At 51.0% G+C, this 26,521-nt stretch carries 27 protein-coding genes and 1 pseudogene; 4 read left to right on the top strand and 24 right to left on the bottom strand.

Features of this window, described 5'->3' with window-relative positions; genetic code table 11:
* Nucleotides 1–464 (bottom strand): IS91 family transposase (locus AJE_RS17155; protein ID WP_008951910.1); only part of this gene is annotated, 464 nt, incomplete at its 3' end.
* A gap of 326 nt (nt 465–790) precedes the next feature.
* Here AJE_RS17155 and AJE_RS17150 point away from each other — a divergent pair.
* The 3 genes and pseudogenes from AJE_RS17150 (at nt 791) to AJE_RS17140 (ending at nt 2,414) form a co-directional block, all read left to right on the top strand.
* A pseudogene (locus AJE_RS17150) lies at nt 791–1,755 on the top strand (integron integrase).
* A gap of 148 nt (nt 1,756–1,903) precedes the next feature.
* Nucleotides 1,904–2,158 carry a type II toxin-antitoxin system Phd/YefM family antitoxin gene (locus AJE_RS17145; RefSeq protein ID WP_008951909.1) on the top strand — a complete coding sequence of 85 codons (255 nt, stop codon included), beginning with the start codon at nt 1,904–1,906 and terminating at the stop codon, nt 2,156–2,158.
* Nucleotides 2,151–2,414 (top strand): Txe/YoeB family addiction module toxin, encoded by a 264-nt coding sequence (locus AJE_RS17140; RefSeq protein WP_008951908.1) that lies wholly within the window; start codon nt 2,151–2,153, stop codon nt 2,412–2,414. The genes AJE_RS17145 and AJE_RS17140 overlap by 8 nt, the downstream gene beginning before the upstream one ends.
* Before the next feature lie 222 nt (nt 2,415–2,636).
* Here AJE_RS17140 and prpF read toward each other — a convergent pair whose 3' ends face one another.
* The 22 genes from prpF to yceD form a co-directional block, all read right to left on the bottom strand.
* Complete coding sequence (gene prpF / locus AJE_RS17135; RefSeq protein WP_008951907.1) at nt 2,637–3,824, bottom strand: 2-methylaconitate cis-trans isomerase PrpF; 1,188 nt, start codon at nt 3,822–3,824, stop codon at nt 2,637–2,639.
* A gap of 288 nt (nt 3,825–4,112) precedes the next feature.
* Nucleotides 4,113–6,698: a Fe/S-dependent 2-methylisocitrate dehydratase AcnD gene (acnD, locus tag AJE_RS17130; RefSeq protein WP_008951906.1), complete on the bottom strand. Its 2,586-nt coding sequence runs from the start codon at nt 6,696–6,698 to the stop codon at nt 4,113–4,115.
* A gap of 301 nt (nt 6,699–6,999) precedes the next feature.
* Nucleotides 7,000–8,127, bottom strand: a complete 1,128-nt coding sequence (prpC, locus tag AJE_RS17125) for a bifunctional 2-methylcitrate synthase/citrate synthase (RefSeq protein ID WP_008951905.1) — start codon at nt 8,125–8,127, stop codon at nt 7,000–7,002.
* A 95-nt stretch (nt 8,128–8,222) separates the two neighbouring features.
* On the bottom strand, nt 8,223–9,107 hold the full coding sequence (prpB, locus tag AJE_RS17120; RefSeq protein ID WP_008951904.1) for a methylisocitrate lyase: 885 nt from the start codon (nt 9,105–9,107) through the stop codon (nt 8,223–8,225).
* A 1-nt stretch (nt 9,108) separates the two neighbouring features.
* Nucleotides 9,109–9,795, bottom strand: a complete 687-nt coding sequence (locus AJE_RS17115; protein WP_008951903.1) for a GntR family transcriptional regulator — start codon at nt 9,793–9,795, stop codon at nt 9,109–9,111.
* Entirely contained in the window at nt 9,792–9,989 is a 198-nt protein-coding gene (locus AJE_RS17110) for a hypothetical protein (protein ID WP_008951902.1), read from the bottom strand. Before AJE_RS17110 ends, AJE_RS17115 begins: the two co-directional genes overlap by 4 nt.
* 289 nt (nt 9,990–10,278) lie before the next feature.
* The gene (gene ltrA, locus AJE_RS17105) at nt 10,279–11,628 is read right to left on the bottom strand and encodes a group II intron reverse transcriptase/maturase (RefSeq protein ID WP_237709349.1); all 1,350 of its coding nucleotides are present in this window, start codon (nt 11,626–11,628) and stop codon (nt 10,279–10,281) included.
* Between the two features lie 661 nt (nt 11,629–12,289).
* Nucleotides 12,290–13,081 carry a TatD family hydrolase gene (locus tag AJE_RS17100; protein ID WP_008951901.1) on the bottom strand — a complete coding sequence of 264 codons (792 nt, stop codon included), beginning with the start codon at nt 13,079–13,081 and terminating at the stop codon, nt 12,290–12,292.
* Nucleotides 13,082–13,128: 47 nt separating this feature from the next.
* Nucleotides 13,129–13,455 (bottom strand): PilZ domain-containing protein, encoded by a 327-nt coding sequence (locus AJE_RS17095; RefSeq protein ID WP_008951900.1) that lies wholly within the window; start codon nt 13,453–13,455, stop codon nt 13,129–13,131.
* A gap of 12 nt (nt 13,456–13,467) precedes the next feature.
* Entirely contained in the window at nt 13,468–14,409 is a 942-nt protein-coding gene (holB, locus tag AJE_RS17090; RefSeq protein ID WP_008951899.1) for a DNA polymerase III subunit delta', read from the bottom strand.
* Between the two features lies 1 nt (nt 14,410).
* Nucleotides 14,411–15,037, bottom strand: coding sequence for a dTMP kinase (gene tmk, locus AJE_RS17085; protein WP_008951898.1), 627 nt, complete (start codon nt 15,035–15,037; stop codon nt 14,411–14,413).
* Nucleotides 15,027–16,076 carry an endolytic transglycosylase MltG gene (mltG, locus tag AJE_RS17080; protein WP_008951897.1) on the bottom strand — a complete coding sequence of 350 codons (1,050 nt, stop codon included), beginning with the start codon at nt 16,074–16,076 and terminating at the stop codon, nt 15,027–15,029. The genes tmk and mltG overlap by 11 nt, the downstream gene beginning before the upstream one ends.
* Nucleotides 16,070–16,867 carry an aminodeoxychorismate lyase gene (gene pabC / locus AJE_RS17075; RefSeq protein WP_008951896.1) on the bottom strand — a complete coding sequence of 266 codons (798 nt, stop codon included), beginning with the start codon at nt 16,865–16,867 and terminating at the stop codon, nt 16,070–16,072. The genes mltG and pabC overlap by 7 nt, the downstream gene beginning before the upstream one ends.
* A 181-nt stretch (nt 16,868–17,048) precedes the next feature.
* Nucleotides 17,049–18,398, bottom strand: coding sequence for a group II intron reverse transcriptase/maturase (gene ltrA, locus AJE_RS17070; RefSeq protein ID WP_237709392.1), 1,350 nt, complete (start codon nt 18,396–18,398; stop codon nt 17,049–17,051).
* Between the two features lie 544 nt (nt 18,399–18,942).
* Nucleotides 18,943–20,181 carry a beta-ketoacyl-ACP synthase II gene (fabF, locus tag AJE_RS17065; protein WP_008951894.1) on the bottom strand — a complete coding sequence of 413 codons (1,239 nt, stop codon included), beginning with the start codon at nt 20,179–20,181 and terminating at the stop codon, nt 18,943–18,945.
* 81 nt (nt 20,182–20,262) lie between these two features.
* The gene (gene acpP / locus AJE_RS17060) at nt 20,263–20,499 is read right to left on the bottom strand and encodes an acyl carrier protein (RefSeq protein ID WP_008608297.1); all 237 of its coding nucleotides are present in this window, start codon (nt 20,497–20,499) and stop codon (nt 20,263–20,265) included.
* 127 nt (nt 20,500–20,626) lie between these two features.
* On the bottom strand, nt 20,627–21,373 hold the full coding sequence (gene fabG, locus AJE_RS17055; protein ID WP_008608296.1) for a 3-oxoacyl-ACP reductase FabG: 747 nt from the start codon (nt 21,371–21,373) through the stop codon (nt 20,627–20,629).
* A 9-nt stretch (nt 21,374–21,382) separates the two neighbouring features.
* Nucleotides 21,383–22,318, bottom strand: a complete 936-nt coding sequence (gene fabD, locus AJE_RS17050; RefSeq protein WP_008951893.1) for an ACP S-malonyltransferase — start codon at nt 22,316–22,318, stop codon at nt 21,383–21,385.
* A gap of 60 nt (nt 22,319–22,378) precedes the next feature.
* A complete protein-coding gene (locus AJE_RS17045; RefSeq protein ID WP_008608293.1) occupies nt 22,379–23,338 on the bottom strand; it encodes a beta-ketoacyl-ACP synthase III in 960 nt (319 codons plus the stop codon).
* Between the two features lie 6 nt (nt 23,339–23,344).
* Entirely contained in the window at nt 23,345–24,376 is a 1,032-nt protein-coding gene (gene plsX, locus AJE_RS17040; protein WP_008951892.1) for a phosphate acyltransferase PlsX, read from the bottom strand.
* A gap of 39 nt (nt 24,377–24,415) precedes the next feature.
* Entirely contained in the window at nt 24,416–24,580 is a 165-nt protein-coding gene (rpmF, locus tag AJE_RS18315) for a 50S ribosomal protein L32 (RefSeq protein WP_008951891.1), read from the bottom strand.
* A 15-nt stretch (nt 24,581–24,595) separates the two neighbouring features.
* Nucleotides 24,596–25,123: a 23S rRNA accumulation protein YceD gene (gene yceD, locus AJE_RS17035; protein ID WP_008951890.1), complete on the bottom strand. Its 528-nt coding sequence runs from the start codon at nt 25,121–25,123 to the stop codon at nt 24,596–24,598.
* Between the two features lie 154 nt (nt 25,124–25,277).
* On the opposite strand from yceD, the gene AJE_RS17030 reads away from it, so the two are divergent.
* Entirely contained in the window at nt 25,278–25,883 is a 606-nt protein-coding gene (locus AJE_RS17030) for a Maf family protein (protein ID WP_008951889.1), read from the top strand.
* Here AJE_RS17030 and AJE_RS17025 read toward each other — a convergent pair.
* A complete protein-coding gene (locus tag AJE_RS17025) occupies nt 25,866–26,516 on the bottom strand; it encodes an HAD-IA family hydrolase (protein ID WP_008951888.1) in 651 nt (216 codons plus the stop codon). The two genes, AJE_RS17030 and AJE_RS17025, sit on opposite strands and share 18 nt — an antisense overlap.
* Nucleotides 26,517–26,521 lie beyond the last annotated feature (5 nt).

Here is a 26,521-nt window from a genome sequence, read left to right as displayed (position 1 = left end):
TGCAAATCCAGTTTACGGCCCCAACTGTGCAGTGCCAGCAGGAAGGCGGGTTTCGCACCAAGATAGACCGGATCGGCTGTCAGCTGCTTTAATGTGGCACTCACCACGCTAAACAACGCATCTTGAAACCAGTCTCGGTTGAATTGCCATAACGGGTTTAGCTGGTGCGGTAAGGTGAAAATCCAGTGGTGATGCACGCTATCGAGCAGCATGCTCTCTCGGGATACAAGCCAGCGCTCGCGGCTTAACGCCTGACATTGCGGGCAGGCTCTGTGGTGGCAGCTGTTGTAATACACGCCCTGTAGGTGTCCGGCTTCGCAATACTGGGCATGGCTGCCCATCCGCGCCGTGCGACACGCCATCAGGCTTTGCGCTGCCTTATGTTGATGTAACGTCATGCCGTATTGCTGCCGATAACCCTCAAGGTGCTCCTGCAGCAGGCGTTGAATGCTCCATTTGCTCATAGAAAAAAGCGTAGACAGACACTGGTTATTTATCCAGTTCTACGATTGAAAAAATGAACGGAGTAAGGGCTTCTCCGGGCTCCGCCCGGCAAGTTCAACAGCTTTGTAGTTTGGAACGCCCACGCTTTCCAGCCATGTAAACGCCCTTCTATCTTTTGTAAATGATTTAACCCTATCTAATAACATACCGTAAATCAACAGATTTTTTTTGTCGCTATTAAATTGTATTGGGGAAAGCAGGGTTTAACCTTGAGATTCACTTGATAACAATAAATTTACCAACCACTGTATATAAATACATTTAAATTTATTTTAAGGAGCGGGAAATGTCTTCTCCCTTTTTACAATATATTGCTGAGTTTATGTACACCCACCGCTACGCCAAAAGGACCGTTGAGGCTTACCTGTACTGGATTAAGATGTATATCCTCTATAACAAAAAGCAGCATCCGTCTAAGCTTGGTGATGAGGATGTTGAGAAATTCCTGTCATACTTAAGTAATCAGCGTAATGTTGCGCCCAGAACACAAGCCACAGCACTTAATGCACTAAGTTTTTATATAACAAGGTATTACAGCAACCACTGTCATTAAACCTGAATTTTAATCGCTCACAAATTTCCCCTAAATTGCCGGTAGTGCTCACTCGATCTGAAGTAACAGCGTTATTAAGAGTTATTGAACCGCGCTATAAACTATTAGCCCAGTTGATGTATGGTAGCGGTTTACGTTTAATGGAGGCGGTAAGGTTACGAGTGCAGGATATTGATTACGATTACTTGTCGGTCATGGTATGGCAAGGTAAAGGCAATAAGAATCGTCGCGTAACCTTGGCACCAGAGTTGGTTCCAACACTTAAACAGCAAAGTCAGTTTGTCTTACAATATTTTCAGGCAGATCTCGCCAATCCGGACTATTCCGGTGTTTGGCTGCCTTTCGCGTTAGCTCGCAAAAATCCTTCGGCTCCCAGGCAATTTGGCTGGCAGTATTTGTTTCCTTCCATGCAACTGAGTATTGATCCTGATTCAAAGTTGTTACGCCGTCACCATTTGGACGAGAGCTGCGTAAGGCGGGAAATTAAAATAGCCTCTCGTAAAGCCGCTATCTCTAAAAATGTAACCTGCCATACGCTGCGTCATTCCTTTGCCACTCATTTATTAGAATCAGGTGCAGATATCCGCACTGTACAGGAGCAACTAGGTCACGCCGATGTGCGTACTACCCAAATTTATACTCATGTCATTAATCGCGGCGCGGGAGGGGTTAAAAGCCCACTTTCGCAACTACTGTAACCCAAGATAGATCTGGTAAAGACTCGCTAAGTAAGGTGTGTTAGCCATCCATAGTAAGTTAGAGGTGCAAACAACATGTTCTTTAAGTTGTACAGGTTCTGCTTTAGCCCTATACTTGTTTAACAAGTTGTACAGATGGAGCAATGTTATGCGAATAGTGTCATTTACCGAGGCGCGCAATAATTTAAAATCGGTATTAGATTCCGTAGTGAATGACGCCGATACGGCAGTTATTACCCGCCGCGATGCCGAGGATGCGGTGGTGATGTCGCTGGATTATTACAATAGCCTAATGGAAACCGTGCATTTATTACGCTCGCCTGCCAATGCCGAACATTTGCAGCGCTCAATTGCGCAGTTTAAAGCCGCTAAAGTAACCCAGCGGGATTTACTGGATGAGTAGTCGTTTACTGGTATGGACCGACGAAGCCTGGCAAGACTATCTGTACTGGCAAACCCAGAATAAAAAGACCTTAAAACGCATAAACCTGCTAATCAACGATACCAAACGCTCACCTTTCGCTGGTATCGGTAAGCCGGAGCCGTTAAAAGAAAACTTGTCTGGCTTTTGGTCTCGCCGTATCGATGACACTAACCGCTTAGTTTACGCGGTGGCTGATCAGGCATTAACCATTATTTCCTGCCGCTATCATTACTAGTTTCCCGCTTGCTTACCGTTTGGCAAAAAAACAGAGCGCCGATAGCGCCCTGTTAAATCATTGACCGTAATATACCCAATGGATTTCAAGATGCACGTAGGCGGCAAGACCGTTCATCCCCATGAGCTTAGCTTTTCTAAGTGATTGGGCCGGGCTGGCGTACCAGTGGACGGACGCAGCCAACACCCGTGCATCTTGAAAGACGAAGGGTAAAAGCAGCTTTTAGAAACAATCGCCAGGCACTCTTACCCAGCCTTCCATCAGCACCCGCGCGCTGCGGCTCATAATGGCTTTGGTTACTGTCCATTGACCAGCGACTTCAGCGGCCGCGGCACCAACGCGTAAGGTGCCAGACGGATGGCCAAAGCGCACTGCTTCTCTGGCACCACCACCGGCGGCTAAATTTACCAGGGTACCGGGTATTGCAGCGGCCGTACCAATGGCAACCGCAGCCGTGCCCATCATCGCATGGTGTAATTTACCCATTGATAAGGCCCGTACCAGCAAATCAATCTCGCTCTCAGCAACGGTTTTACCGCTGGACGCCACATAACTTTGTGGCGGCGCGACAAAGGCAATTTTCGGTGTATGGGCGCGGGCGGCCGCTTCGCTGATATCCTGTATCAGACCCATTTTTACTGCGCCATAGGCGCGGATAGTTTCAAAGCGCGCTAAGGCCGCCGCATCGCTATTTATCGCGTCCTGCAGTTCAGTGCCGGTGTAGCCAATATCCGCGGCATTAACAAAGATGGTCGGGATGCCGGCGTTAATTAGCGTGGCTTTAAAGGTACCAATACCTGGCACCTCTAAATCGTCGACTAAATTGCCGGTCGGGAACATGGCACCACCGCCCTCGCCTTCATCGGCGGCCGGATCCAGAAACTCAATTTGCACTTCAGCAGCCGCAAAGGTCACACCGTCGAGCTCAAAGTCACCGGTTTCCTGCACTTCGCCGCCCGTCATCGGCACATGGGCAATAATGGTTTTGCCAATATTGGCCTGCCAAATCCGCACTGTGCACAGGCCATTTTGCGGGATCCGCGCGGCATCGACCAAACCATTGCTAATCGCAAAAGCGCCTACCGCCGCAGTTAGGTTACCGCAGTTGCCACTCCAGTCGATAAAGGCTTTGTCGATCGCCACCTGACCAAACAAGTAATCAACATCATGCTCGGGCTTGCTGCTTTTACTTAAGATCACCGTTTTACTGGTGCTTGAGGTCGCACCGCCCATGCCATCGGTATGTTTACCGTAGGGATCCGGGCTGCCAATTACCCGCAGCAACAGGTTATCCCGCGCCTTACCCGGCTGCTGCGCAGCTGCGGGTAAGTCAGTCAGCTTAAAGAACACGCCTTTGGAGGTTCCGCCCCGCATATAGGTAGCCGGGATTTTTATTTGTGGTGCAGACATAAGTACTGGTCTCTTCTAATACGATACTTGTTTAGTCCGGGCCGACAACCTCTTTCTGCTCATCACAGCAACTCACCCTAATGCCTACGGCAGGGTTCAGACACTCTGTGATGACATAAAGAGGCATGGGCTCTCTCTCGTCGGTGTCAGCTTAACTTGATAGCGAAGGTTGGAATCCCGGAAAAGTCGACACAGAGTGTCTGAGTGAGCGCGCCAGCAGCGAGCGAGTTGCTGTGGCGAGCTTTTCGGGGAATTGCAACCGAAGCCTAAAAAGCCTCTTACTACTCGTTAAACGGTACCCTGCAAAAAGTCCTGCGCAAAGCGCTGCAGCACACCACCGGCCTCATAAATCGATACTTCTTCAGCGGTATCTAAACGGCAGGTTACCGGTACTTCTACCACTTCACCGTTAGCGCGGTTAATTACCAGCGTCAGCTCAGTGCGCGGCGTGCGGGCGCCTTTCACATCATAGGTCTCAGTACCATCTAACTGCAGAGTTTTACGGTTAGTGCCCGGCTTAAACTCCAGCGGTAATACGCCCATCCCAATTAAGTTAGTGCGGTGGATCCGCTCAAAACCTTCAGCCACAATGGCTTCGACACCCGCTAACCGCACGCCTTTGGCAGCCCAGTCGCGTGATGAGCCCTGGCCATAGTCGGCACCGGCAATAATAATCAGCGGTTGTTTGCGATCCATATAGGTTTCAATCGCTTCCCACATCCGCATTACCTTGCCTTCCGGCTCCACCCGCGCCAGCGAACCTTGTTTTACCTTGCCGTTTTCCAGCACCATTTCGTTAAACAGTTTTGGGTTAGCAAAGGTGGCGCGCTGTGCCGTTAAGTGATCGCCGCGGTGCGTGGCATAAGAGTTAAAGTCTTCTTCCGGCAAGCCCATTTTAGCCAGATACTCACCGGCCGCACTGTCCAGCAAAATGGCATTGGAGGGTGATAAATGGTCAGTGGTAATATTATCCGGCAAAATCGCCAGCGGCCGCATACCGCTTAAGCTGCGCTCGCCTGCCAGCGCGCCTTCCCAATAGGGTGGGCGGCGAATATAGGTACTTTGTGGCCGCCAGTTATACAGCGGGCTAATTTGCTCACCGTAATCCACACTTAGCGCAAACATCGGCTCGTACACTTTGCGGAACTGCTCTGGTTTTACGCTTTGTACCACTACGGCATCAATTTCGGCATCGCTTGGCCAGATATCTTTTAAGGTAATGGCTTTACCGTTATGGTAGCCCAGTACATCTTTTTCGATATCAAAGCGGATAGTGCCGGCAATGGCATAGGCCACCACTAATGCCGGCGAGGCTAAAAACGCCTGCTTAGCATAAGGGTGAATACGGCCATCAAAGTTACGGTTACCCGATAACACTGCTGTGGCGTACAGATCACGGTCAATAATTTCCTGCTGAATCACCGGATCCAGTGCGCCGCTCATACCGTTGCAGGTAGTACAGGCAAAGGCGACAATACCAAAGCCCAGTTGCTCCAGCTCTGGCAGTAAACCGCCTTCTTCCAAATACAGTTGCACCGCTTTTGAGCCGGGCGCCAGCGAGGTTTTCACCCACGGCTTGCGGCTTAAACCCAGCTTATTGGCATTACGCGCCAGCAAACCTGCGGCAATCACATTGCGCGGGTTAGAGGTATTGGTACAGCTGGTAATGGCCGCGATAATCACCGCGCCATCCGGCATCTTGCCCTCTTCAATTTCATACTTACCGGCGATACCTTTCGCGGCTAAATCGCTGGTTGATAAGCGAGCATGCGGATTCGATGGGCCAGCCATAGTGCGGCCAACGCTGGATAAATCAAAGTGCAGTACCCGCTCGTACTCGGCCGTTTTTAAACTCTCGCTCCACAGGCCAGCCGCTTTGGCATAGGTTTCTACCAGTTTTACCTGCGCCGGCTCACGGCCAGTCAGGGTTAAATAATCCAGCGTTTGCTGATCAATAGAGAACATCGCCGCAGTAGCACCGTATTCCGGTGTCATATTGGATATCGTTGCCCGGTCACCTAAACTCAGGCTGTCGACACCTTCGCCAAAGAATTCCAAGTAGCTCGATACCACCTTTTCTTTACGCAAAAACTCGGTTAACGCCAGTACAATATCGGTGGCCATAATACCAGGCTGCGCTTTACCGGTTAGCTCTACGCCGATAATATCCGGCAGCCGCATCCAGCTGGCACGGCCCAGCATTACGCTTTCGGCCTCTAACCCACCAACACCAATAGCAATAACACCTAATGCATCCACATGCGGCGTATGGCTGTCGGTACCCACTAAGGTATCCGGAAAGGCCACGCCGTCTTTGGCATGGATCACCGGCGACATTCGCTCTAAGTTAATCTGGTGCATAATGCCGTTACCCGGCGGGATCACATCCACATTCTTAAAGGCCTTTTTGGTCCAGTTAATAAAATGGAAACGATCGTCGTTACGTCTGTCTTCAATGGCGCGGTTTTTCTCAAAGGCGTCTTTTTCAAAACCGGCATGTTCTACCGCTAATGAGTGGTCAACAATCAACTGCGTTGGCACCACCGGGTTTACTTTGGCCGGATCACCGCCCTTTTCCGCGATGGCATCACGCAGGCCGGCTAAATCAACCAGTGCGGTTTGGCCTAAAATATCGTGGCAGACCACACGGGCCGGAAACCACGGAAAATCGATATCGCGCTTGCGGTAAATCAGCTGTTTTAACGCATCAGGCAACAGCGCCGGATCGCAGCGACGCACCAGGTTTTCGGCATGCACGCGCGAGGTGTATGGGAGTTTGGCATAAGCACCTGGCTCAATGGCGTCTACCGCTTCGCGGGCGTCAAAGTAGTCGAGCTGGGTACCTGGTAAATTTTTGCGGTATTGGCTATTCATGGTGTTTACTCTTGTCTCGTAAAAAGAGAGTTCGCTGTAACAGCCGGCCGATAAGCAGTAATCGGCTTGTTCTAAGTCAACCGTTGGAGGCCATGGATGGCCGGACAAATTCGTCGGGAACGAATTTGGACAGCTTTGCTGGCCTTCGGTGAATATCATGGATGATATTCACAACCGAGCCCCATGGATGGTTCATGGCGTGTTGACGTGAACAAGCCGGTTACAGCTGCATCCTGAAGCAACCGGCATTAGGGCATCACCCTCAATCAAATCTTTATACTTTGTCACCTAAGTGCTGCTATTAACGCTGGGCAATAGGTTTCACAGTACGTGGCTCAACACCCACATAATCCGCACTTGGCCGGATAATACGGTTATCGGCGCGCTGCTCCATCACATGCGCGGCCCAACCCGTTAAGCGGCTACAGACGAAAATCGGTGTAAACAGCTTGGTTGGAATACCCATATAGTTATAGGCCGAAGCATGGAAGAAGTCGGCGTTACAGAACAGTTTTTTCTCACGCCACATCACCGCTTCACAACGAACGGACACATCGTACAGCTTGGTATTGCCATTTGCTTTGGCCAGTTTTTCTGACCACTCTTTGATCACAGCATTACGCGGATCCGACTCTGAGTAAATGGCATGGCCAAAACCCATAATCTTTTCTTTGCGCTCCAGCATGCCCAGCAGTTTTTGCTCGGCATCATCCGGGTTGGCCATTTTCTCAATCAGCTCCATCGCCGCTTCGTTCGCACCGCCATGCAATGGGCCGCGCAGTGAGCCGATAGCGCCGGTAATACAGGAGTGCATATCGCTTAGCGTCGAGGCACACACCCGGGCAGTAAAGGTTGAGGCGTTAAATTCATGCTCGGCGTACAAAATCAGCGAGGCTTGCATTACTTCGACATGCAAGGCTTCTGGCTTTTTGTCATGCAAGGTCCAGAGGAATTGCTCGGCAATGGAATCGGCGTCAGTTTCCACGTTTACACGCTTGCCATGGTGACTGTAGTTATACCAGTAGTTAACCAGCCCTGGGAAAATCGCTAGCATCCGGTCGGTTACGTCCTGCTGCTGGGCAAAGCTATCTTCCATTTCCAGGTTACCCAGCATTGAGCAGCCGGTACGCATCACATCCATCGGGTGGGCATTGGCTGGAATACGCTCTAACACGTCTTTTAATGCCTGAGGCAGCGCGCGCAGGCTCTTTAATTTGGCTTTATAAGCAGCCAGTTCAGCACTATTTGGCAATTCGCCTTTTAAAATTAAGTGCGCCACTTCTTCAAAGGTACAGTTGGCGGCTAAATCTTTTACATCATAGCCCCGATAGGTTAAGCCTGAACCGGTTTTACCCACGGTGGATAAAGCGGTTTTACCTGCTACCTGGCCGCGCAAACCTGCGCCTGAGAGTACTTTACCTGTTGACATGGTTGTTGCTCCTGTTCTGTTTAGCCTTCATCCTTGTCACTGCAGCAGCAAGGATTTTGGCTAAAAGTAATAATTAAAAATGTAAAATAGTTATCTTAAGATTTTTTGCTGCTAAACAGCTGATCCAGTTTTTGCTCGAAGCTGTGGTAATTTAAAAAGTCATACAGCTCGGCGCGGGTTTGCATGCTGTCTACCACGGCTTTCTGATCGCCGTTTGCCAAAATTGACTGATACACATTTAATGCGGCTTTATTCATGGCACGGAAGGCACTTAACGGATACAGCACCATCGCCACACCGACGCTGGCCAGCTCAGCTTTGTTATACAGTGGGGTTTGACCAAACTCAGTGATATTAGCCAGTACCGGCACCTTTAACGCTGAGGTAAAGGCTTGATATTGTTCCAGTGTATGTACCGCTTCGGCAAAAATGGCATCGGCACCGGCGTCCTGACAGGCAATAGCACGCTCAATAGCCGCATCTAAACCTTGCTGTGCTAACGCATCGGTACGCGCCATAATAAAGAAGCTCTCGTCAGTACGGGCATCAACACTGGCTTTAACCCGGTCGACCATTTCATCGAGGCTAACAATTTCTTTATTCGGGCGATGGCCACAACGCTTTTGCGCCACCTGATCTTCAATATGAAAGCCCGCTGCGCCGGCACGGGTCATTTCTTTTACCGTGCGGGCAATATTAAAAGCCCCACCCCAACCGGTATCGGCATCCACTAACAGTGGCAGACTGGTGGCAGCGGTAATGCGGCGGATATCTTCGCAGACATCATTTAACGAGGTCATGCCTAAATCAGGTAAACCAAAAGAGGCATTGGCTACGCCAGCACCAGACAGGTAAAGCGCCTGATGTCCGGTACGCTCGGCCATCATCGCGGTGTAGGCATTAATGGTGCCGACGATTTGCAGTGGCGAATTGGCGGTAATGGCGGCACGGAATTTCTGGCCGGCGGTTAAATTGCTCATCTTAGTTCCCCTGTTGCTCTAGTTCAGTCAGTTTATGTTCAATATTGCGCCTGGAGGCAGCGATATGCCGGCGCATCAATAAGTCGGCCAGTTCACCATCACGATTGGCAATGGCATTAATAATAGCCTTATGTTCGTCAAATGCCCGCGATACGCGCGGCCCATTCATGCCAAGCTGCACCCGGTACATCCGCATCAGGTGATACAGCTCGTCGGTAAGAATATTGATTAAATACGGGTTTTTACTGCCAAGAATAATACGGTAATGAAAATCCAGATCGCCGGCTTCCTGATAATAACTCTCGCCCTCACGCACCCGCTGCGAGCTAAGATGCTGATCGAGTAAATCCTGCATCTCACGAATTTCGGCATCGCTCATTTGCGTCGCCGCTAACCGGCAGGCTAAGCCCTCTAATTCTTCACGCAGTTGATACAGCGATAACAGATTTTCTGTCGACAATTTCACGACTCGCGCCCCGGCATTCGGCGTGCGCTCCAGCAAGTGGCAACGCTCTAATCTTGCTAAGGCTTCACGCAGCGGCGCGCGGCTAAGATCAAAGCGTTTCGCTAGCTCCGGCTCGCTGATCTTAGAGCCCGGCGCAATTTCACCGGCCACAATAGCGCGCAGCAGCTCTTGCAGAACACGATCTGCAGCAGTTACAGCGGGGCGTTGCAAAGCAGGATTCATAGCTGATTGTCGACATAAACAAAGAATGGGTAAGTTTTAGGCTTATTTAACGCCAGTGTCAAGTCAAAATCGGCAGGATTGTCGACAATCAGACTAAAGTACAGGTTAACGCCAAACGGCTTCGGTACATTAAATTCCCAACTCCGGGTGATACCATGCTCGAACGCGGCGACAGTCGCTTTAGCGGAGCCCATTCAACAAGGATGATTATTAAGGTTAAGTATGAATTTTTAGATTTTTTTAGAATATAAAGTAGGTTTTTTAGCTTACATAATGATAACAAAATCTGACCCTATTACAGGTCAAATTCAGTAGCTGTGCATAATTGCCGGTATAAACTGGGGATAAGTTGGATATAAGTTGGGGAATGAAAAGATTGCGTAAATAACTTTTCGCAACTTAAGGAAATCGAGTAGGAGGCGGGATCACTCCCGCCGTCCTCTCACACCACCGTACGTGCGGTTCCGCATACGGCGGTTCANGTTAACACTGGAACTGCCGGTGGCAATCCAGCAGTGATACTAGTCCAGCTTTCTGGAACAGACTTTTCTTATATGCCTGATTCATGTGGCTGGCTCCCGAGTTCCACCACGCTCCGCGTTGATTACAAGCTGACGCCCACGCCCTGACTTCATCAAGACCCGCTTTCATTAGCTTTCTGGCTCGGGTGTAAGGTCGCTTCCATTGTCGCCATAACAAGCAACGTAGTTTGCGCCGTATCCAACCATCCAGCTCCTCAAGCACGCCTTTGACTTCGGTCAGGCGGAAGTAGCTTATCCATCCTCGCAGCACCGGTGTTAATTCACTGATAACCTTTGCCACTGACTTTGAGCCGTTTCCTGTCGTCAGACTTCGGATTTTATCTTTCAGCCTGTCTACACTGCTTGGCGCAATTTTCAGTCGCACGACCTGGTGCTTGGTGAAGCTATATCCCAGGAACTTGCGCTCCCAGGGCCTGGCGACTGCACTTTTCTGCTCATTCACCTGCAGCTTCAATGTTTTCTCTAAGAATTCACCGATGCTGCAAAGCACCTGCTCGCCTGCCTTTTGACTACTGACATAGATGTTGCAGTCATCCGCATAGCGGCAGAAGCTATGTCCGCGCCGTTCAAGCTCCTTGTCCAGTTCGTCCAGCAGGATATTTGATAACAGTGGTGACAGCGGTCCGCCTTGTGGCATACCCTTATCACGTTTTAACACACCCTGCTCATCTACCATTTCTGCTTCCAGATATCGGCGGATGAGTTTGAGTAACCGGTCATCTTTGATGATTCGGGCTAACCTCGACATCAGGATGTCGTGGTCTACCCGGTCAAAGAACTTCTCTAAATCCATATCCACAACCCAGCGTTTGCCGCTATGGATGTACTGCTGCGCTTGGCGCACAGCTTGCCATGCATTGCGGTTTGCTCTGAAGCCATAACTGGAGTGTGAGAAGCCGGGCTCAACGTGAGGCGTGAGCACTTGCGCTATCGCTTGCTGGATGAGTCTGTCCACTACGGTCGGTATACCCAGTGTCCTTATCCCGCCATTTGGCTTGGGAATATCGACTTTGCGTATCCTCCGTGGCAGATAGCTACCCGTTATCAGTGCTTCTCTGACACTTGGCCAGTGTGCTTTCAGCCATGGCTTTAATGCCGATACACTCAGGTTATCAACCCCTGCTGCACCCTTGTTTTCCACCACTCGCTGATACGCCAGCATCAGGTTATCTCGGGTTATCACCGCTTCCATCGTCAGCGGTACTTCCGCTTTCGTTCGCCCATTGGCCGCCGTGTTAATTTCAGCACCATAATGCCGCGTCGGCGAATTCTGTTCGCATCTGCTATTCATGGCCGCAGTTTCCTGCGCTTGTGCATCATCAATCAGCATCGAGGTCCAATGTCCTAATCGCGGTTAAACATGTTCAGCCCTTCATGCTGTTGGTTTCAGCACTACTACGGCCTCGGCTGACTTCTGATGGCCCATCCCAACACCTTCCGATGTTAGTAGCACTTTGGCAGACCATCAGACCTCCCGGGGTAATTCGCGCGACCTTCCTGCTTATGCCTGTCGGCTTTACGTTGCAGCATTCCATGCAAGTATTGGGCTTTAGTGATAATGGCCACCTTACCCTGCTACAACGCCTAAACCGCTTCCTGTTCGTCAGGCCAGCATTTTGCTTTCAGCTTCCTTCAGATCCTACCTCACGATAGGCACCCTTGCCGTTCAGCTAACACTTCCCCTTGCCGGGTGTGTAGAGGACTTTCACCTCCAAGTCACCTGCTAACCACCACAGTCAGCAGATAGCGCCGGTCAAGGCGCTGCGCGCCATGCCCGGCGCACCATGAAAATTAGCGTAGCTTAGCTACACTCTATTTTACTTTAGGTAACTTCTTCTCGATAGCGCACGGCTCATTCCCTATGAGCCATTCCCCTAAGCCCGGAACAATTTGGATTGGTTCCGGGCTCCTTTTATCTAAACTTTAGGATTCAGATAAAAGACAGATATCACTCAGCCAGCAGAGCGTTTGGCACGTGCTAACGGAAACAGCTGGTAAAAATTATCGGTTGTTTGTTTTGCTAATTGCTGCACAGTTACCGCTTTCAGATCAGCCATTGCGGCCGCTACATCTGTTACATAAGCCGGTTGATTAGTTTTGCCTCGATGCGGCACCGGCGCCAGATAAGGCGCATCGGTTTCAATCAATAATCTATCCAGCGGTAATTTACGCACTACGTCGCGTAGCTCAGTGGCATTGCGAAAAGTCACAATCCCTGACAACGAAATATAGAAGCCCAGATCCAGAGCAGCCCTGGCCATTTCGTAGTTCTCGGTAAAACAGTGCAACACACCGCCTGCTTCGTCTGCCGCGTGCGCTTTCATTAATGCAATAGTATCAGATCGGGCATCTCGGGTATGAATAATCAGTGGTTTCTGTAATTTCCTGGCCACACTAATGTGCTTAACAAAACCGTCTTGCTGGCTAAGTTTACTATCCGGACTATAAAAATAATCTAATCCGGTCTCCCCCACAGCAACCACTTCAGCTCCTGCAGCTAGTTTGGCCAGCAGCTCAACATCCACACTATCGCTTTGATGCAAAGGATGTTCACCACATGAAACTGAAACCTGATGATAAGGTTTCACCAGCTTTGCCATCGCCGGGTATTCGGCTAAAGATACGCTAACGCAAAGTAGATGCTCGATCTGACGTTGCTGAGCATTTGCAATAACACCCTCCAGATCTAAACCTAACTTATCCAGCTCTAATCGATCGAGATGACAATGAGAATCTACAAACAAAACAACCTCAACAAAGATGGGACCTGCACCTAATAAAAAATTAATCTTTACATGGTATAAGTAGGTTCATTGCTGTGGAGCATTGCCCCCAACAGCTTTTCAATTCGATTACTTAGATTATGTTTATCATCTATAAAAGCCACGCCAATCCCGGCAGGATTCGAGCTTTGTGCCCCCAGCGGGGAAACCCATGCGACCTTTCCCGTTACCGGGATCGGATCCAGTGCATCAGGCAGGGTAACACTTAGAGCTAATGATTGACCCAACCGGTAATGTCGTGCCGAGCGAATAAACAGGCCACCGTTTTTAAAAAAAGACATATAACAGCGATAAAGCTCTTTCGTATCAGTAAAACCTAATGCCAGCTCTTCCATTTTTGCCTCCGGTTAGCGACGACCAGGCTGAGCGCGCGCCGGCGCCAACAACTGTTGCCATTCACTAAGTATAGCGCTGATTGCCAGACTCTTATTTTGCCCTAAAATATGCTGCTCGTCACGGCAGAAGCGGATTAAGCTTTGTTGCATAGTCTGCAGCTGCTGTGCACCTAACCGCTGCTCTGAGCTAAATTTATGTAGCAGATAACTCAGGATCAACGACAGATCTGTGCGCCCTTCCAGGGTTTTGAGCATCGGCTGCAGCGGTTGCCGTTGCAACAGTACAGTGAATAACTGCTGTAACAGCGTATCCAGGGTCGCGTACTGGTCCGATTGCAGCAACGCCATAGCTTTTAGCGGCGCCCCACCACTAAAGCTGATAATAAAATCAGCAATGGGACCGCTGTGCTGTGCTGCCAGATAATCTGCCAGCGCCTGTGGCGCCAGCGGCGCTAAGGCCCAGCGTTGGCAACGGCTTAAAATAGTCGGTTTTAACCGCTGCGCCTGCGCAGTACACAACAGTAAAAAACAGCCGGCCGGCGGCTCTTCCAGGGTTTTAAGTAGCGCATTGGCGGCGGCTTCGGTCATCCGTTCAGCATGACGTACAATTATCACCTTATGGCCATGTTGCTGCGCCCTGCCCTGAGTAAAGTCGGTCAGACGGCGGATTTCATCCACGCCCAGGCTAGTGCCCTCGGGTTGCAGGAGCAGTAAATCTGGATGGTTACCGGCGGCTAACAGTAAACAGCTTTTACACTGGCCACAGTGCTGACCTGCATGCGGGCTCTTACATAACAGCAAAGCCCCCAGCAGCTGCGCCAGTTCAAACTTGCCCATCCCCTCCGGGCCGCTTAGCAATAAGGCATGCGCTAGCCGTTGTTGCTGATACAGTAAGGAGAGCTTATCAAAGCTCTCAGCCAACCACGGATAATTGTGCAGTTGCACCAGCGCCATCTTAAACTCCGGCCGCAGCCAGGGCAGTCAACAGCGCCCGCTGCACCTCGGCTAGCGGCTGACTGGCATCAATCACCACGATATTCGGCTCTTTGCCGGCGATCTCCAGATATTTGGCCCGGGTGCGCTGGAAAAAGCCCAGTTGTTCCTGTTCAATCCGATCCAATTCACCGCGGCTGGCAGCACGGGCTAAGCCGAGTGCCGGATCAAGATCCAGATACAGTGTCAGATCTGGCCTGGTATTACCCAGTACCGCCTGGCGTAATGTATCAATCAGCTGGTCACCGAGTTGCCGGCCACCGCCCTGATAAGCGCGTGACGATAAATCATGCCGGTCAGCCAGCACCCAGTTACCGGCAGAGAGCGCCGGCCGGATCACATTGGTCAACAGTTGTACCCGTGAGGCATACATCAATAAGAGTTCGGTTTCTGGTGCAATCTGTTCCTGTAAATCCGCTTGTTTCACTAAGGACCTTAACTGTTCCGCCAATGGTGTTCCGCCCGGCTCGCGGGTGCAAACCACCTGATGGCCACGGCTTTCCAGGTATTGCTTCACGGTGGCGATGGCGGTACTTTTACCGGCGCCCTCCAGCCCTTCGATAACGATAAACTTGCCGTTACTGCTCATTATTTTGTCCAAGAATATATTTGCGTACTGCACTGTTATGCTGCTCTAGTGTTTGTGAAAACACGTGGGAGCCATCACCGCGGCTGACAAAGTAGTAATAATCGCTTTGCTCCGGTGCTGCTGCCGCTTTGAGCGCACTGATACTCACCAGTGAAATCGGCCCCGGTGGCAAACCATGATGCCGGTAGGTATTGTAAGGGTGTGGATCACGCAAATGTGCCCGGGTAATGCGGCCATTATAATCCGCTACACCATAAATCACTGTCGGATCGGTTTGCAGCCGCATCCCGGTATTTAGACGGTTGACGAACACCGAACTAACCAGACCGCGTTCAGCTTGCAAACCACTCTCTTTTTCAATAATCGACGCCAGTATCAGCAGCTGATAGGGAGTTTGCAGCGGCAAATCGGGTTGCCGTTGCTGCCAAATCTGCTCCAGCTGCGTTAACAGTGCCTGATGGGCGCGCAACCAGATAGCGCTGGCTTTACTGTTGGCAGTATAAAAATAGGTATCCGGAAAGAATAATCCTTCCATTTGCTGAGCCAGCTCTGGCATCGGCGCCAATTCGCCCCACTCAGCTGGCCAGCGTAACAGCTGCTGTAATTCGGCGATCTGCTGCAAATCCTGCTGTAAATAAGGTAGATCGGCAAAGCGTTGCCAGCTTTGCGCCAGGGTTTCGCCCTCAATCAGGGTAACACTAAATTGTGCGACCCGACCCGAGCGAAACAGTGCCAATGCCTGTTGCAACGACATTTCGGCCTCTACCCGGTACAGGCCCTGTTGCAATTGCGCCTGCTCTGGGTGTTGGCGCAGATAAAGTTTCAACTGCTGGCACTGCCAGGCGGTCAGTTGTTGCTGGGTTTGCCACTGCCGGCATAACTGTCGGGCCGAAGCACCGGGCTTTACCTCGTACAAGGCTTCGCTAAAACGGATCGGAGCCGCCAATAAGGCCTGCTGTGCCTGTTGCCAGTAACTATTGCCGGCAACCAGTACCAGGACCAGTAGCACCGGCAGCCAATAAGATAAACGTCTTAGCATAATACCTGTTGTTGTAAGCTATGCACGGCCGCCATCGGCAGCGGCCGGCCATCTAATTCTCGCACTGCGGCTATCCCCAGCAGTGCATTGCTAAAAAACATCGCGCTTAGAAGCGGCAATTCGTGTAGCGCTAACGGCCGTTCAGTGATCTGCGGCTGCTGCTGCATAATATGGCTGCGCATTACCCCTGCTACGCCGCATTTATCCAGCGGCGGGGTGTACCACTGCCCGTGCAACTGATAAAACAGATTGGCGGCACTGCCCTCTATCACCAGATCATTGCTGTCTGCCACCACCAAATCATCTAATGCTGTGCCCGCCAGCTCTTGTTTTAGCAGTACCTGCTCCAGCCGGTTACAGTGCTTTAACCCTGCCAACGCCGGTTGCGCTGCCAGACGCAGTTTGGCCAGCCCCACCTTTAAACCGGCGGCCTTTAGCGCGTGATAATCCGGCATCGGTGCCTGATACAAATAACAGCTGACTTCAGCCTTTGGATCCGCTGCATAACCGCGACCACCAATACCGCGTGAAATCAGCAGTTTAAATACGCAATCAGCTGTCATTTGCCGGGCTTGCACCTGCAGCCAGGCGCTAAGCTGTTGCCAGTCGGGTTCAACAAAGCCAAGGCGCCGGGCACTGTGTTGTAGCCGTGCCAGATGCAACGACCAGAGCGCGATCTGCCCCTGACTTACCCGCATTGTCGTAAACAAGCCATCGCCATATTGTAAAGCGCGGCAGCCGCCGGCAACGGCGGTACTGTTTGGCGAATTAATTAATATAAAATCAGCCATATCTGCTCTTTACAAAAATTTGCCACAGCTTTGCATAAGGTTGGGCTCAGTATGCCTTAAGGCTGCCGCCTTGCAAAGCAAAGCCCGGTTTAGCGGCTTTAGCTGATCGAGTAGGAGGCGGGATCACTCCCGCCGTCCTCTCACACCACCGTACGTGCGGTTCCGCATACGGCGGTTCATGTTAACACTGGRACTGCCGGTGGCAATCCAGCAGTGATACTAGTCCAGCTTTCTGGAACAGACTTTTCTTATATGCCTGATTCATGTGGCTGGCCCCCGAGTTCCACCACGCTCCGCGTTGATTACAAGCTGACGCCCACGCCCTGACTTCATCAAGACCCGCTTTCATTAGCTTTCTGGCTCGGGTGTAAGGTCGCTTCCATTGTCGCCATAACAAGCAACGTAGTTTGCGCCGTATCCAACCATCCAGCTCCTCAAGCACGCCTTTGACTTCGGTCAGGCGGAAGTAGCTTATCCATCCTCGCAGCACCGGTGTTAATTCACTGATAACCTTTGCCACTGACTTTGAGCCGTTTCCTGTCGTCAGACTTCGGATTTTATCTTTCAGCCTGTCTACACTGCTTGGCGCAATTTTCAGTCGCACGACCTGGTGCTTGGTGAAGCTATATCCCAGGAACTTGCGCTCCCAGGGCCTGGCGACTGCACTTTTCTGCTCATTCACCTGCAGCTTCAATGTTTTCTCTAAGAATTCACCGATGCTGCAAAGCACCTGCTCGCCTGCCTTTTGACTACTGACATAGATGTTGCAGTCATCCGCATAGCGGCAGAAGCTATGTCCGCGCCGTTCAAGCTCCTTGTCCAGTTCGTCCAGCAGGATATTTGATAACAGTGGTGACAGCGGTCCGCCTTGTGGCATACCCTTATCACGTTTTAACACACCCTGCTCATCTACCATTTCTGCTTCCAGATATCGGCGGATGAGTTTGAGTAACCGGTCATCTTTGATGATTCGGGCTAACCTCGACATCAGGATGTCGTGGTCTACCCGGTCAAAGAACTTCTCTAAATCCATATCCACAACCCAGCGTTTGCCGCTATGGATGTACTGCTGCGCTTGGCGCACAGCTTGCCATGCATTGCGGTTTGCTCTGAAGCCATAACTGGAGTGTGAGAAGCCGGGCTCAACGTGAGGCGTGAGCACTTGCGCTATCGCTTGCTGGATGAGTCTGTCCACTACGGTCGGTATACCCAGTGTCCTTATCCCGCCATTTGGCTTGGGAATATCGACTTTGCGTATCCTCCGTGGCAGATAGCTACCCGTTATCAGTGCTTCTCTGACACTTGGCCAGTGTGCTTTCAGCCATGGCTTTAATGCCGATACACTCAGGTTATCAACCCCTGCTGCACCCTTGTTTTCCACCACTCGCTGATACGCCAGCATCAGGTTATCTCGGGTTATCACCGCTTCCATCGTCAGCGGTACTTCCGCTTTCGTTCGCCCATTGGCCGCCGTGTTAATTTCAGCACCATAATGCCGCGTCGGCGAATTCTGTTCGCATCTGCTATTCATGGCCGCAGTTTCCTGCGCTTGTGCATCATCAATCAGCATCGAGGTCCAATGTCCTAATCGCGGTTAAACATGTTCAGCCCTTCATGCTGTTGGTTTCAGCACTACTACGGCCTCGGCTGACTTCTGATGGCCCATCCCAACACCTTCCGATGTTAGTAGCACTTTGGCAGACCATCAGACCTCCCGGGGTAATTCGCGCGACCTTCCTGCTTATGCCTGTCGGCTTTACGTTGCAGCATTCCATGCAAGTATTGGGCTTTAGTGATAATGGCCACCTTACCCTGCTACAACGCCTAAACCGCTTCCTGTTCGTCAGGCCAGCATTTTGCTTTCAGCTTCCTTCAGATCCTACCTCACGATAGGCACCCTTGCCGTTCAGCTAACACTTCCCCTTGCCGGGTGTGTAGAGGACTTTCACCTCCAAGTCACCTGCTAACCACCACAGTCAGCAGATAGCGCCGGTCAAGGCGCTGCGCGCCATGCCCGGCGCACCATAAAAAAACCGCAGTATTTAACTGCGGTTTCTTGCAAACAGCATCGCGGCTTAGATTTTCTTAAACAAAATCGAACCGTTAGTACCACCAAAACCAAAGGAGTTACACAGTGCATACTCCAGTTTCGCCTGACGCGCCTGATGCGGCACATAGTCCAGATCACAACCTTCGCTTGGATTATCCAGGTTAATGGTTGGCGTCACCAGCTGATCCTGCAGCGACAGCACTGTAATAATGGACTCCACTGAACCGGCAGCACCTAACAGGTGACCAATCATCGACTTCGATGAGCTGACCATCAGTTTATCCAGGTTGTTGGCAAATACGGTTTTAATCGCCATGGTTTCCGCGATATCACCCGCTGGCGTTGAGGTACCGTGGGCATTGATATACTGCACTTGCTCCGGGTTAACCTGAGCATCATTCAGTGCATTTTGCATCGCCCGGGCAGCGCCATCACCGTTTTCCGGTGGCGAAGTCATATGGTAGGCATCACCGCTCATGCCAAAACCGACCAGCTCGGCGTAAATTTTCGCACCACGCGCCTTGGCATGCTCATATTCTTCCAGCACCATAACACCAGCACCGTCGCCCAGCACAAAGCCATCACGATCTTTATCCCAGGGCCGGCTGGCTTGTTGCGGCGCATCGTTACGGGTTGATAACGCGCGAGCCGCGCCAAAACCGCCCATACCGAGCTCGGTTGAGGCTTTTTCCGCACCACCGGCGACCATAACATCGGCATCGCCATAAGCAATCATCCGCGCGGCCTGACCAATATTGTGTACACCTGTAGTACAGGCCGTAACGATACTGATATTCGGGCCCTTTAAGCCCAGCATAATCGACAACTGGCCGGCAATCATATTAATAATGGTTGATGGCACAAAGAACGGTGATAAACGCTTCGGGCCACTATTCAGCAGCTTGGTGTGGTTTTCTTCAATCAAACCTAAACCACCAATACCGGAACCGATAGCGGCACCAATGCGATGGGCGTTAACTTCATTGATTTCCAGGCCGGAGTCACGAAAGGCCTGCATGGCTGCTGCTACGCCGTATTGGATAAACAAATCCATTTTTTTGGCGTCTTTCGCCGGGAAATAAGGCTCAACATCAAAATCTTTGACTAAGCCGGCAAATTTAGTTGTATAAGCACTGGTGTCAAAGTGCTCGATCAGGCCAATGCCGCTTTTCGCCTGCTGCAGTCCCTGCCAGCTGCTGGCCACATCATTGCCCAGCGGCGTCAACATTCCTAAACCTGTTACCACTACACGACGTTTTGCCACCGTGTCCTCCGTAGATACCTGTTTTTCTGATTCTTAAAACGAAAACGGGTAGCCTCGCTACCCGTTTCTCAAGCTTTCGGCTTATTCAGCGTGGGCTTTGATGTAATCAATGGCTGATTGCACCGTGGTGATTTTCTCTGCTTCTTCGTCTGGAATTTCAGTATCGAATTCTTCTTCCAGCGCCATCACCAGCTCTACTGTGTCCAGTGAGTCTGCACCCAGGTCGTCAACGAAAGAAGCTTCGTTTTTCACTTCTTCTTCTTTAACGCCCAGTTGTTCAACAATAATCTTTTTAACGCGTTCTTCGATGTTGCTCATCTTTTCTTCCTTTTTCTCATCTAAATCGCAACAAATCGTGCAATTTGGTTTGGCGCTAGTTTATGCGTAAGCAGGGGTTGATGCAAGCAATGCCCTTGGCATTTTTTGCTGGTCAAACCTGATTTGCTTACACCATATACATACCGCCGTTAACGTGAACTGTTTCACCGGTAATATAGGCTGCCTGCGTGGACGCCAGAAATGCCACTGTCGCCGCAATTTCTTCTGGCTGCCCTAAACGATTTGCAGGGACTTGCGAGAAAATAGCTTCTTTTTGCTCGTCCGACAACTCTTTCGTCATGTCCGTATCAATAAAACCCGGTGCGATAGCATTTACGGTAATACCGCGTGATGCCACTTCACGGGCCAGTGATTTGGTAAAGCCCAGCACACCCGCTTTCGCCGCAGCATAATTGGTTTGTCCGGCATTGCCCATTGAGCCCACAACAGAGCCAATAGTAATGATGCGGCCAAAACGCTTTTTCATCATGCTACGCAGTACCGCCTTGCTCAGCCGATACACCGAAGTTAAATTGGTCTGCATAATATCAAACCATTCTTCATCTTTCATCCGCATCAGCAGATTATCGCGGGTAATACCGGCATTATTTACCAGAATATCGATCTCGCCAAAGCTTTCTTTGATTTGCGCCAGACATTGCTCAACAGAATCGGCATCGGTCACATTCAACACTAAGCCTTTGCCGTTAGCGCCCAGATAGTCAGAAATAGCGGCTGCGCCCTTCTCACTGGTCGCGGTACCGACCACTTTGGCACCCAGTGCTGCCAGCTGTTCAGCAATGGCTTTACCAATCCCCCGGCTGGCGCCTGTTACCAGCGCGACCTTACCTTCTAATGAAATAAATGCTGTCATCTTGTTACCTTATTCTGCTGTAAGGGCAGCGCTTAACGAGGCGCTATCTGTGATTGAGCTGGTGCTAAGCTCTTTATTAATGCGTTTAATCAGGCCACTTAGGACCTTGCCCGCGCCCAGTTCCAGTACCTCGGTTACGCCCTGCGCGGCGAAATACTCAATGGTTTCCGTCCAGCGCACCGGGCTATACAGCTGACGAATTAATGCATCTTTAATCGCTTCAGCACTGTCTGCCTGCTCGACATCGACATTATTAACCACAGGTATGACCGGCGTATTAAAATGCAGCGCAGCTAAATCAGCGGCCAGTTGCCCAGCCGCCGGACGCATCAGTGCACAATGCGATGGTACGCTAACCGGTAATGGCAAGGCACGCTTAGCCCCGGCCGCTTTACAGGCTTCACCGGCCCGCTCTACCGCTGCTTTATGACCGGCAATCACCACCTGACCTGGTGAGTTGTAGTTAACCGGCGCCACGACTTCACCCTGAGCCGCGTCGGCACAAGCTTTGGCAATAGCCGCATCGTCCAGACCAATAATTGCTGCCATGGCGCCAGTCCCGGCCGGCACTGCCTGCTGCATATACTGACCACGCTTTTCTACCAGTTTTACCGCATCGGCCAGAGAAAGTACACCAGCACAAACCAGTGCCGAGTATTCGCCTAACGAGTGGCCGGCAAAATAGGCTGGCGTAGCGCCGCCTTGTTGCTGCCATACACGCCAGACGGCAACGGAAGCCGTTAATAACGCCGGCTGGGTGCGCTGGGTTTCATTCAGCTGCTCTTCCGGGCCATTCGCAACCAGTGCCCACAAATCATAACCCAGTGCCGCTGAAGCTTCGTTAAACGTATCCTGTACCAGCGGATAAGTTTGATACAGATCGGCTAACATGCCAACACTCTGTGAACCCTGACCAGGAAAGACAATTGCAAGTTTTTTCGTCATCGTTATACCCTGTTAAAAGGTGCCTGCATTGAAATTAAGAATTTTCATTGAAATAAAAGCTTAGTAGCGAACCAGTGCAGAGGCCCAGGCGAAACCGCCGCCAAAGGCTTCTAACAATAAGGTTTGACCACGCTGAATCCGACCATCACGCACTGCTTCATCCAGCGCTGTCGGTACGGTCGCCGCCGAGGTATTGCCATAGCGGTCCAGGTTAATCACCACCTGATCCATCGACATATCCAGCTTACGCGCCACGGCAGCAATAATCCGTAAGTTCGCCTGATGCGGCACCAGCCAGTCGATTTGCGATTTGTCCATATTATTAGCCGCCAGGGTTTGCTCAACCACTTCAGACAGCTTGGTTACCGCAACTTTAAAGACGTCGTTACCCTTCATGCTACCCCAGGAGTTATGTACCGAGGCTTCGTCACCGCGAATAGGGTTATCGACGTAAAGCAATTCTGAGTATTTACCGTCGGCATGAATATGGGTTGATAGGATACCTGGCTGTTCTGACGCTTCCAGTAACACGGCTCCGGCGGCATCACCAAACAGGATCACCATAGAGCGATCTTCCGGGCTGACCAGCTGTGACAGACAATCTGAGCCAATCACCAGGATACGTTTTGCCAGACCGGTTTTAATGTATTGATCGGCAATACTTAAGGCATAACAAAAACCGGCGCAGGCGGCAGCGATATCGAAGGCAGGAATAGCAGGAATATCCAGTTCGCGTTGAATTTCGCAGGCGGCACTGGGTAAGGCGCGCGAGGCACTGGTGGTGGCGCAGATAATCATATCGACACTGTTTTTATCTACGTTTGCTGCTTCCAGTGCTTTCCGGGCAGCAGCAGCACCCATGGTCGCCACACTTTCGTCTTTACCGATAATGCGCCGCTCTTTAATACCCGTGCGTTCGATAATCCATTCGTCTGTGGTTTCCACCATAGACTCTAAGTCCGCATTAGTGCGGACTGTTGCCGGAAAATAACTTCCGGTACCAATAATTCTTGAGTACATGCTGGCCTATGCTTTATCTATCAGAACCTGTTCCAGCCGATCTTTTATTTTTGCAGGTACCTGGCGTTGAACCTCGCACACTGCTTGTCGGATGGCACTTAAAAATGCGTCTTTCGTCGCATTTCCATGACTTTTCACTACAATGCCGCGCAATCCTATCAGACTTGCACCATTATACTGGTCGGGGTTCATCCCCTGATAAAGACTTTTTAGGGCAGGTTTACACAGCCAGCTTAATAAAGCAGCAAAAGGCCGCTGTTTCACGCCTTGTTGCGCCCGCTTCAGGATCAGTTTCGCTACCCCTTCGCAGGTTTTTAGCGCCACGTTACCGACAAAACCATCGCAAACAATCACATCCGCCTTACCGGAGAAAATATCATTACCTTCGATATAGCCGATATAATTCAGATCCCGGCATTCCTGCAGTAACTGTGAGGCGCGTTTGATTTGATCCGAGCCTTTAATTTCTTCTTCGCCCATGTTTAGCAGTGCCACGCGCGGCGCCCGGATGCCGATCACTTCTTCGGCCATCACCGCGCCCATTACCGCAAACTGAAACAAGGTGTCAGCATCACAATTGACGGTAGCACCTAAATCCAGCATATACACTGGCTTACCGTTGCAGCTGGGTAAGGCACTGACCAACGCAGGCCGCTCGACGCCATTGAGCATTTTCAGTACATAGTGCGCCATTGCAATCAGAGCACCGGTATTACCGGCAGAGACACAGGCCTGAACCTTACCCTGCTCAACCAGATCGAGGGCGTGGCGCATCGAAGAGTCGCGTTTAGTGCGTAAAGCCAATGAGGGTTTATCGGCCATCGAAACCTGATCGTCACTGTGCACAAAGCGAATGCGCGGATGCGCAGCAACGCCGGCTTCAGTCAGCATACGGCTAAGCAGTGGCTGGTCACCACAAAACACAAGTTCGAGTTCGGGGAATTCTGTTAACGCTGCCAGGGCGGCAGGTATAGTAGATCGGGGGCCGAAGTCGCCCCCCATCATATCTAAAGCCAGAGTCGGCTTTAGCGGCTGCACTTTACTACCAGTAAAAACCGTCAGGACAAGGGTCCGGACTTATTTTACTTTACGGCCTTTATAGAAACCGTCGGCAGTAATGTGGTGACGACGGTGCGTCTCACCTGAAGTTGAATCAACTGACAGCGTTGGGCCAGTTAAAGCATCGTGTGAACGACGCATGTCACGACGTGCACGAGATTTTTTGTTTTGCTGAACAGCCATTGTATTTCTCCTAAATCACTTTTTCTTCAATTCTTGCAGCACTGCAAACGGGTTGGGCTTTTCCGGCTCCGGGCCTATGTCACCGAAACTCATACTGTCTGGATTAACTGAACAATCTTCAGGCGCATGCATCGGGTACAAAGGAAGCGTCAGAATCAACTCGTCTTCAATCAGCTGCCGTAAATTAATTTCGCCGTGTTCATCACGTTCGATCACGTCGTAGCGCTCAGGAATCAACTCCAAAGCCGCATCATCATCTCCGTTAACCGGAGTATATGCAAAACTGCAGTCTAGTGTGAGCGGCATCGCTTCGCCACATCGCTCACACTTTACACTTACCAGACAAGTTGCTGTACCCTGTAGTACAGTCAGTCCCTGCTGGTCAGTTCCGCATTCAATTCTGACTGTTACTTCGCCGTCGTTACTCAGCAAGCTCTCAGAAAGTCGGGTTAACGTACTCAGCACAATAATGCCTTCGTAGTCTGACCGCTTTTGCGCTGCCTTTACCGGATCCAGCGTAACAGGTATTTTCACTTTTTGCATAAGGCGCGCATCATATAGAAGCAGTCCCTGAGTGTCAAAGGGTTCTGCAGGTTTTTTAACATATTTCTCGCAGCTTTCTGGCGAATAGCGCGGCTTGGCATTATAGTGCGCCCGCCCCCTGAATCATAGCGTGAAATCACCCTAAGGATGAAAAATGACTACGCAGCAGCATCCGCCACTCTATCTGGCCTCTACCTCTGTTTACCGGCGCGCCTTGCTACAAAAGCTGACCACACAGTTTAGCTGTGTTAAACCCGAGGTCGATGAAAGCCCTTTACCTGACGAAACCGCACAAGCCCTGGTTAACCGGCTGGCGCTCGCTAAAGCCAATGCTGTAGCGGCGACGCTAAGTGATGGTTTAGTTATCGGTTCAGATCAGGTCGCGGTATTTCAGGGTGAAATACTTGGTAAGCCGCATACTGTAGCTAATGCTGAAGCCCAGCTCAAACGGTTTAGCGGCCAGGCAGTGACGTTTTTAACCGGGCTGGCCGTGGTGAATGCAGCAACCGGCAAGGTTCAGCAAGCGATTGACCCCTTTGTGGTGCATTTTCGTGAGCTGAGTGATGCCGAAATCCGCCACTATGTGGCGCGGGAACAGCCGCTGGATTGCGCCGGCAGCTTTAAAAGTGAGGGGTTGGGTATCGCCCTGTTTGACAAACTGCAAGGTGATGACCCCAACAGCCTGATTGGCTTACCAGTGATCAGGCTGTTGGCGATGCTACGTCATGAAGGCTTAAATCTGTTACTGCAAAACCAGTGAGGTTAACTCTGGTAAGTGGTCAATAATCGCCAGCGGCTGATATTGCGCCAATACCGATACCGGATGGGCGCCATGGCTTACCCCTACCCTTGGCATATTAATCGCCTGTGCCATCTTCAAGTCATGGCTGGTATCGCCGACCATAATAGCCTGTTCCGCATTAACACCGAGTTCAGTGATAATTTGCTGAAGCATATCCGGATGTGGCTTTGACTGCGCTTCATCGGCACAGCGGCTGGTAGCAAAGTATGGCGCCAGCCCGGTTTCGGCAAACATCCGATCCAGCCCTTTGCGCGCCTTACCGGTTGCCACTGCCAACAGGATATTCTGCTCAGCCAGCTGCTTTAACGTTGCCTCAGCACCTGCAAATAAGGGAGTAGGCGTGGTGTCATGCAGCACATATTGATCGCGGTAATGTTCAAATATCTGCTGCCGCTGGGCTTTATTGGCGGTCGGAAACAGCTGGTCAAAGGCCGGATCCAGGCTCAGGCCAATAATTTGTTTTACCGCATCATGGCTGGGTACCTCTAATGCGGTTAAGGCTGCGGCGGCGCGCATTGAGGACACAATACGTCCGACCGAGTCCATCACGGTACCGTCCCAATCGAAAATAACCAGTTTTACTGCTGACATCACTA

Origin of the sequence: Alishewanella jeotgali KCTC 22429 (assembly GCF_000245735.1) — a bacterium.
Classification (GTDB): Bacteria; Pseudomonadota; Gammaproteobacteria; order Enterobacterales; family Alteromonadaceae; genus Alishewanella; species Alishewanella jeotgali.
This window is presented reverse-complemented; position numbering and strand designations above follow the sequence as displayed.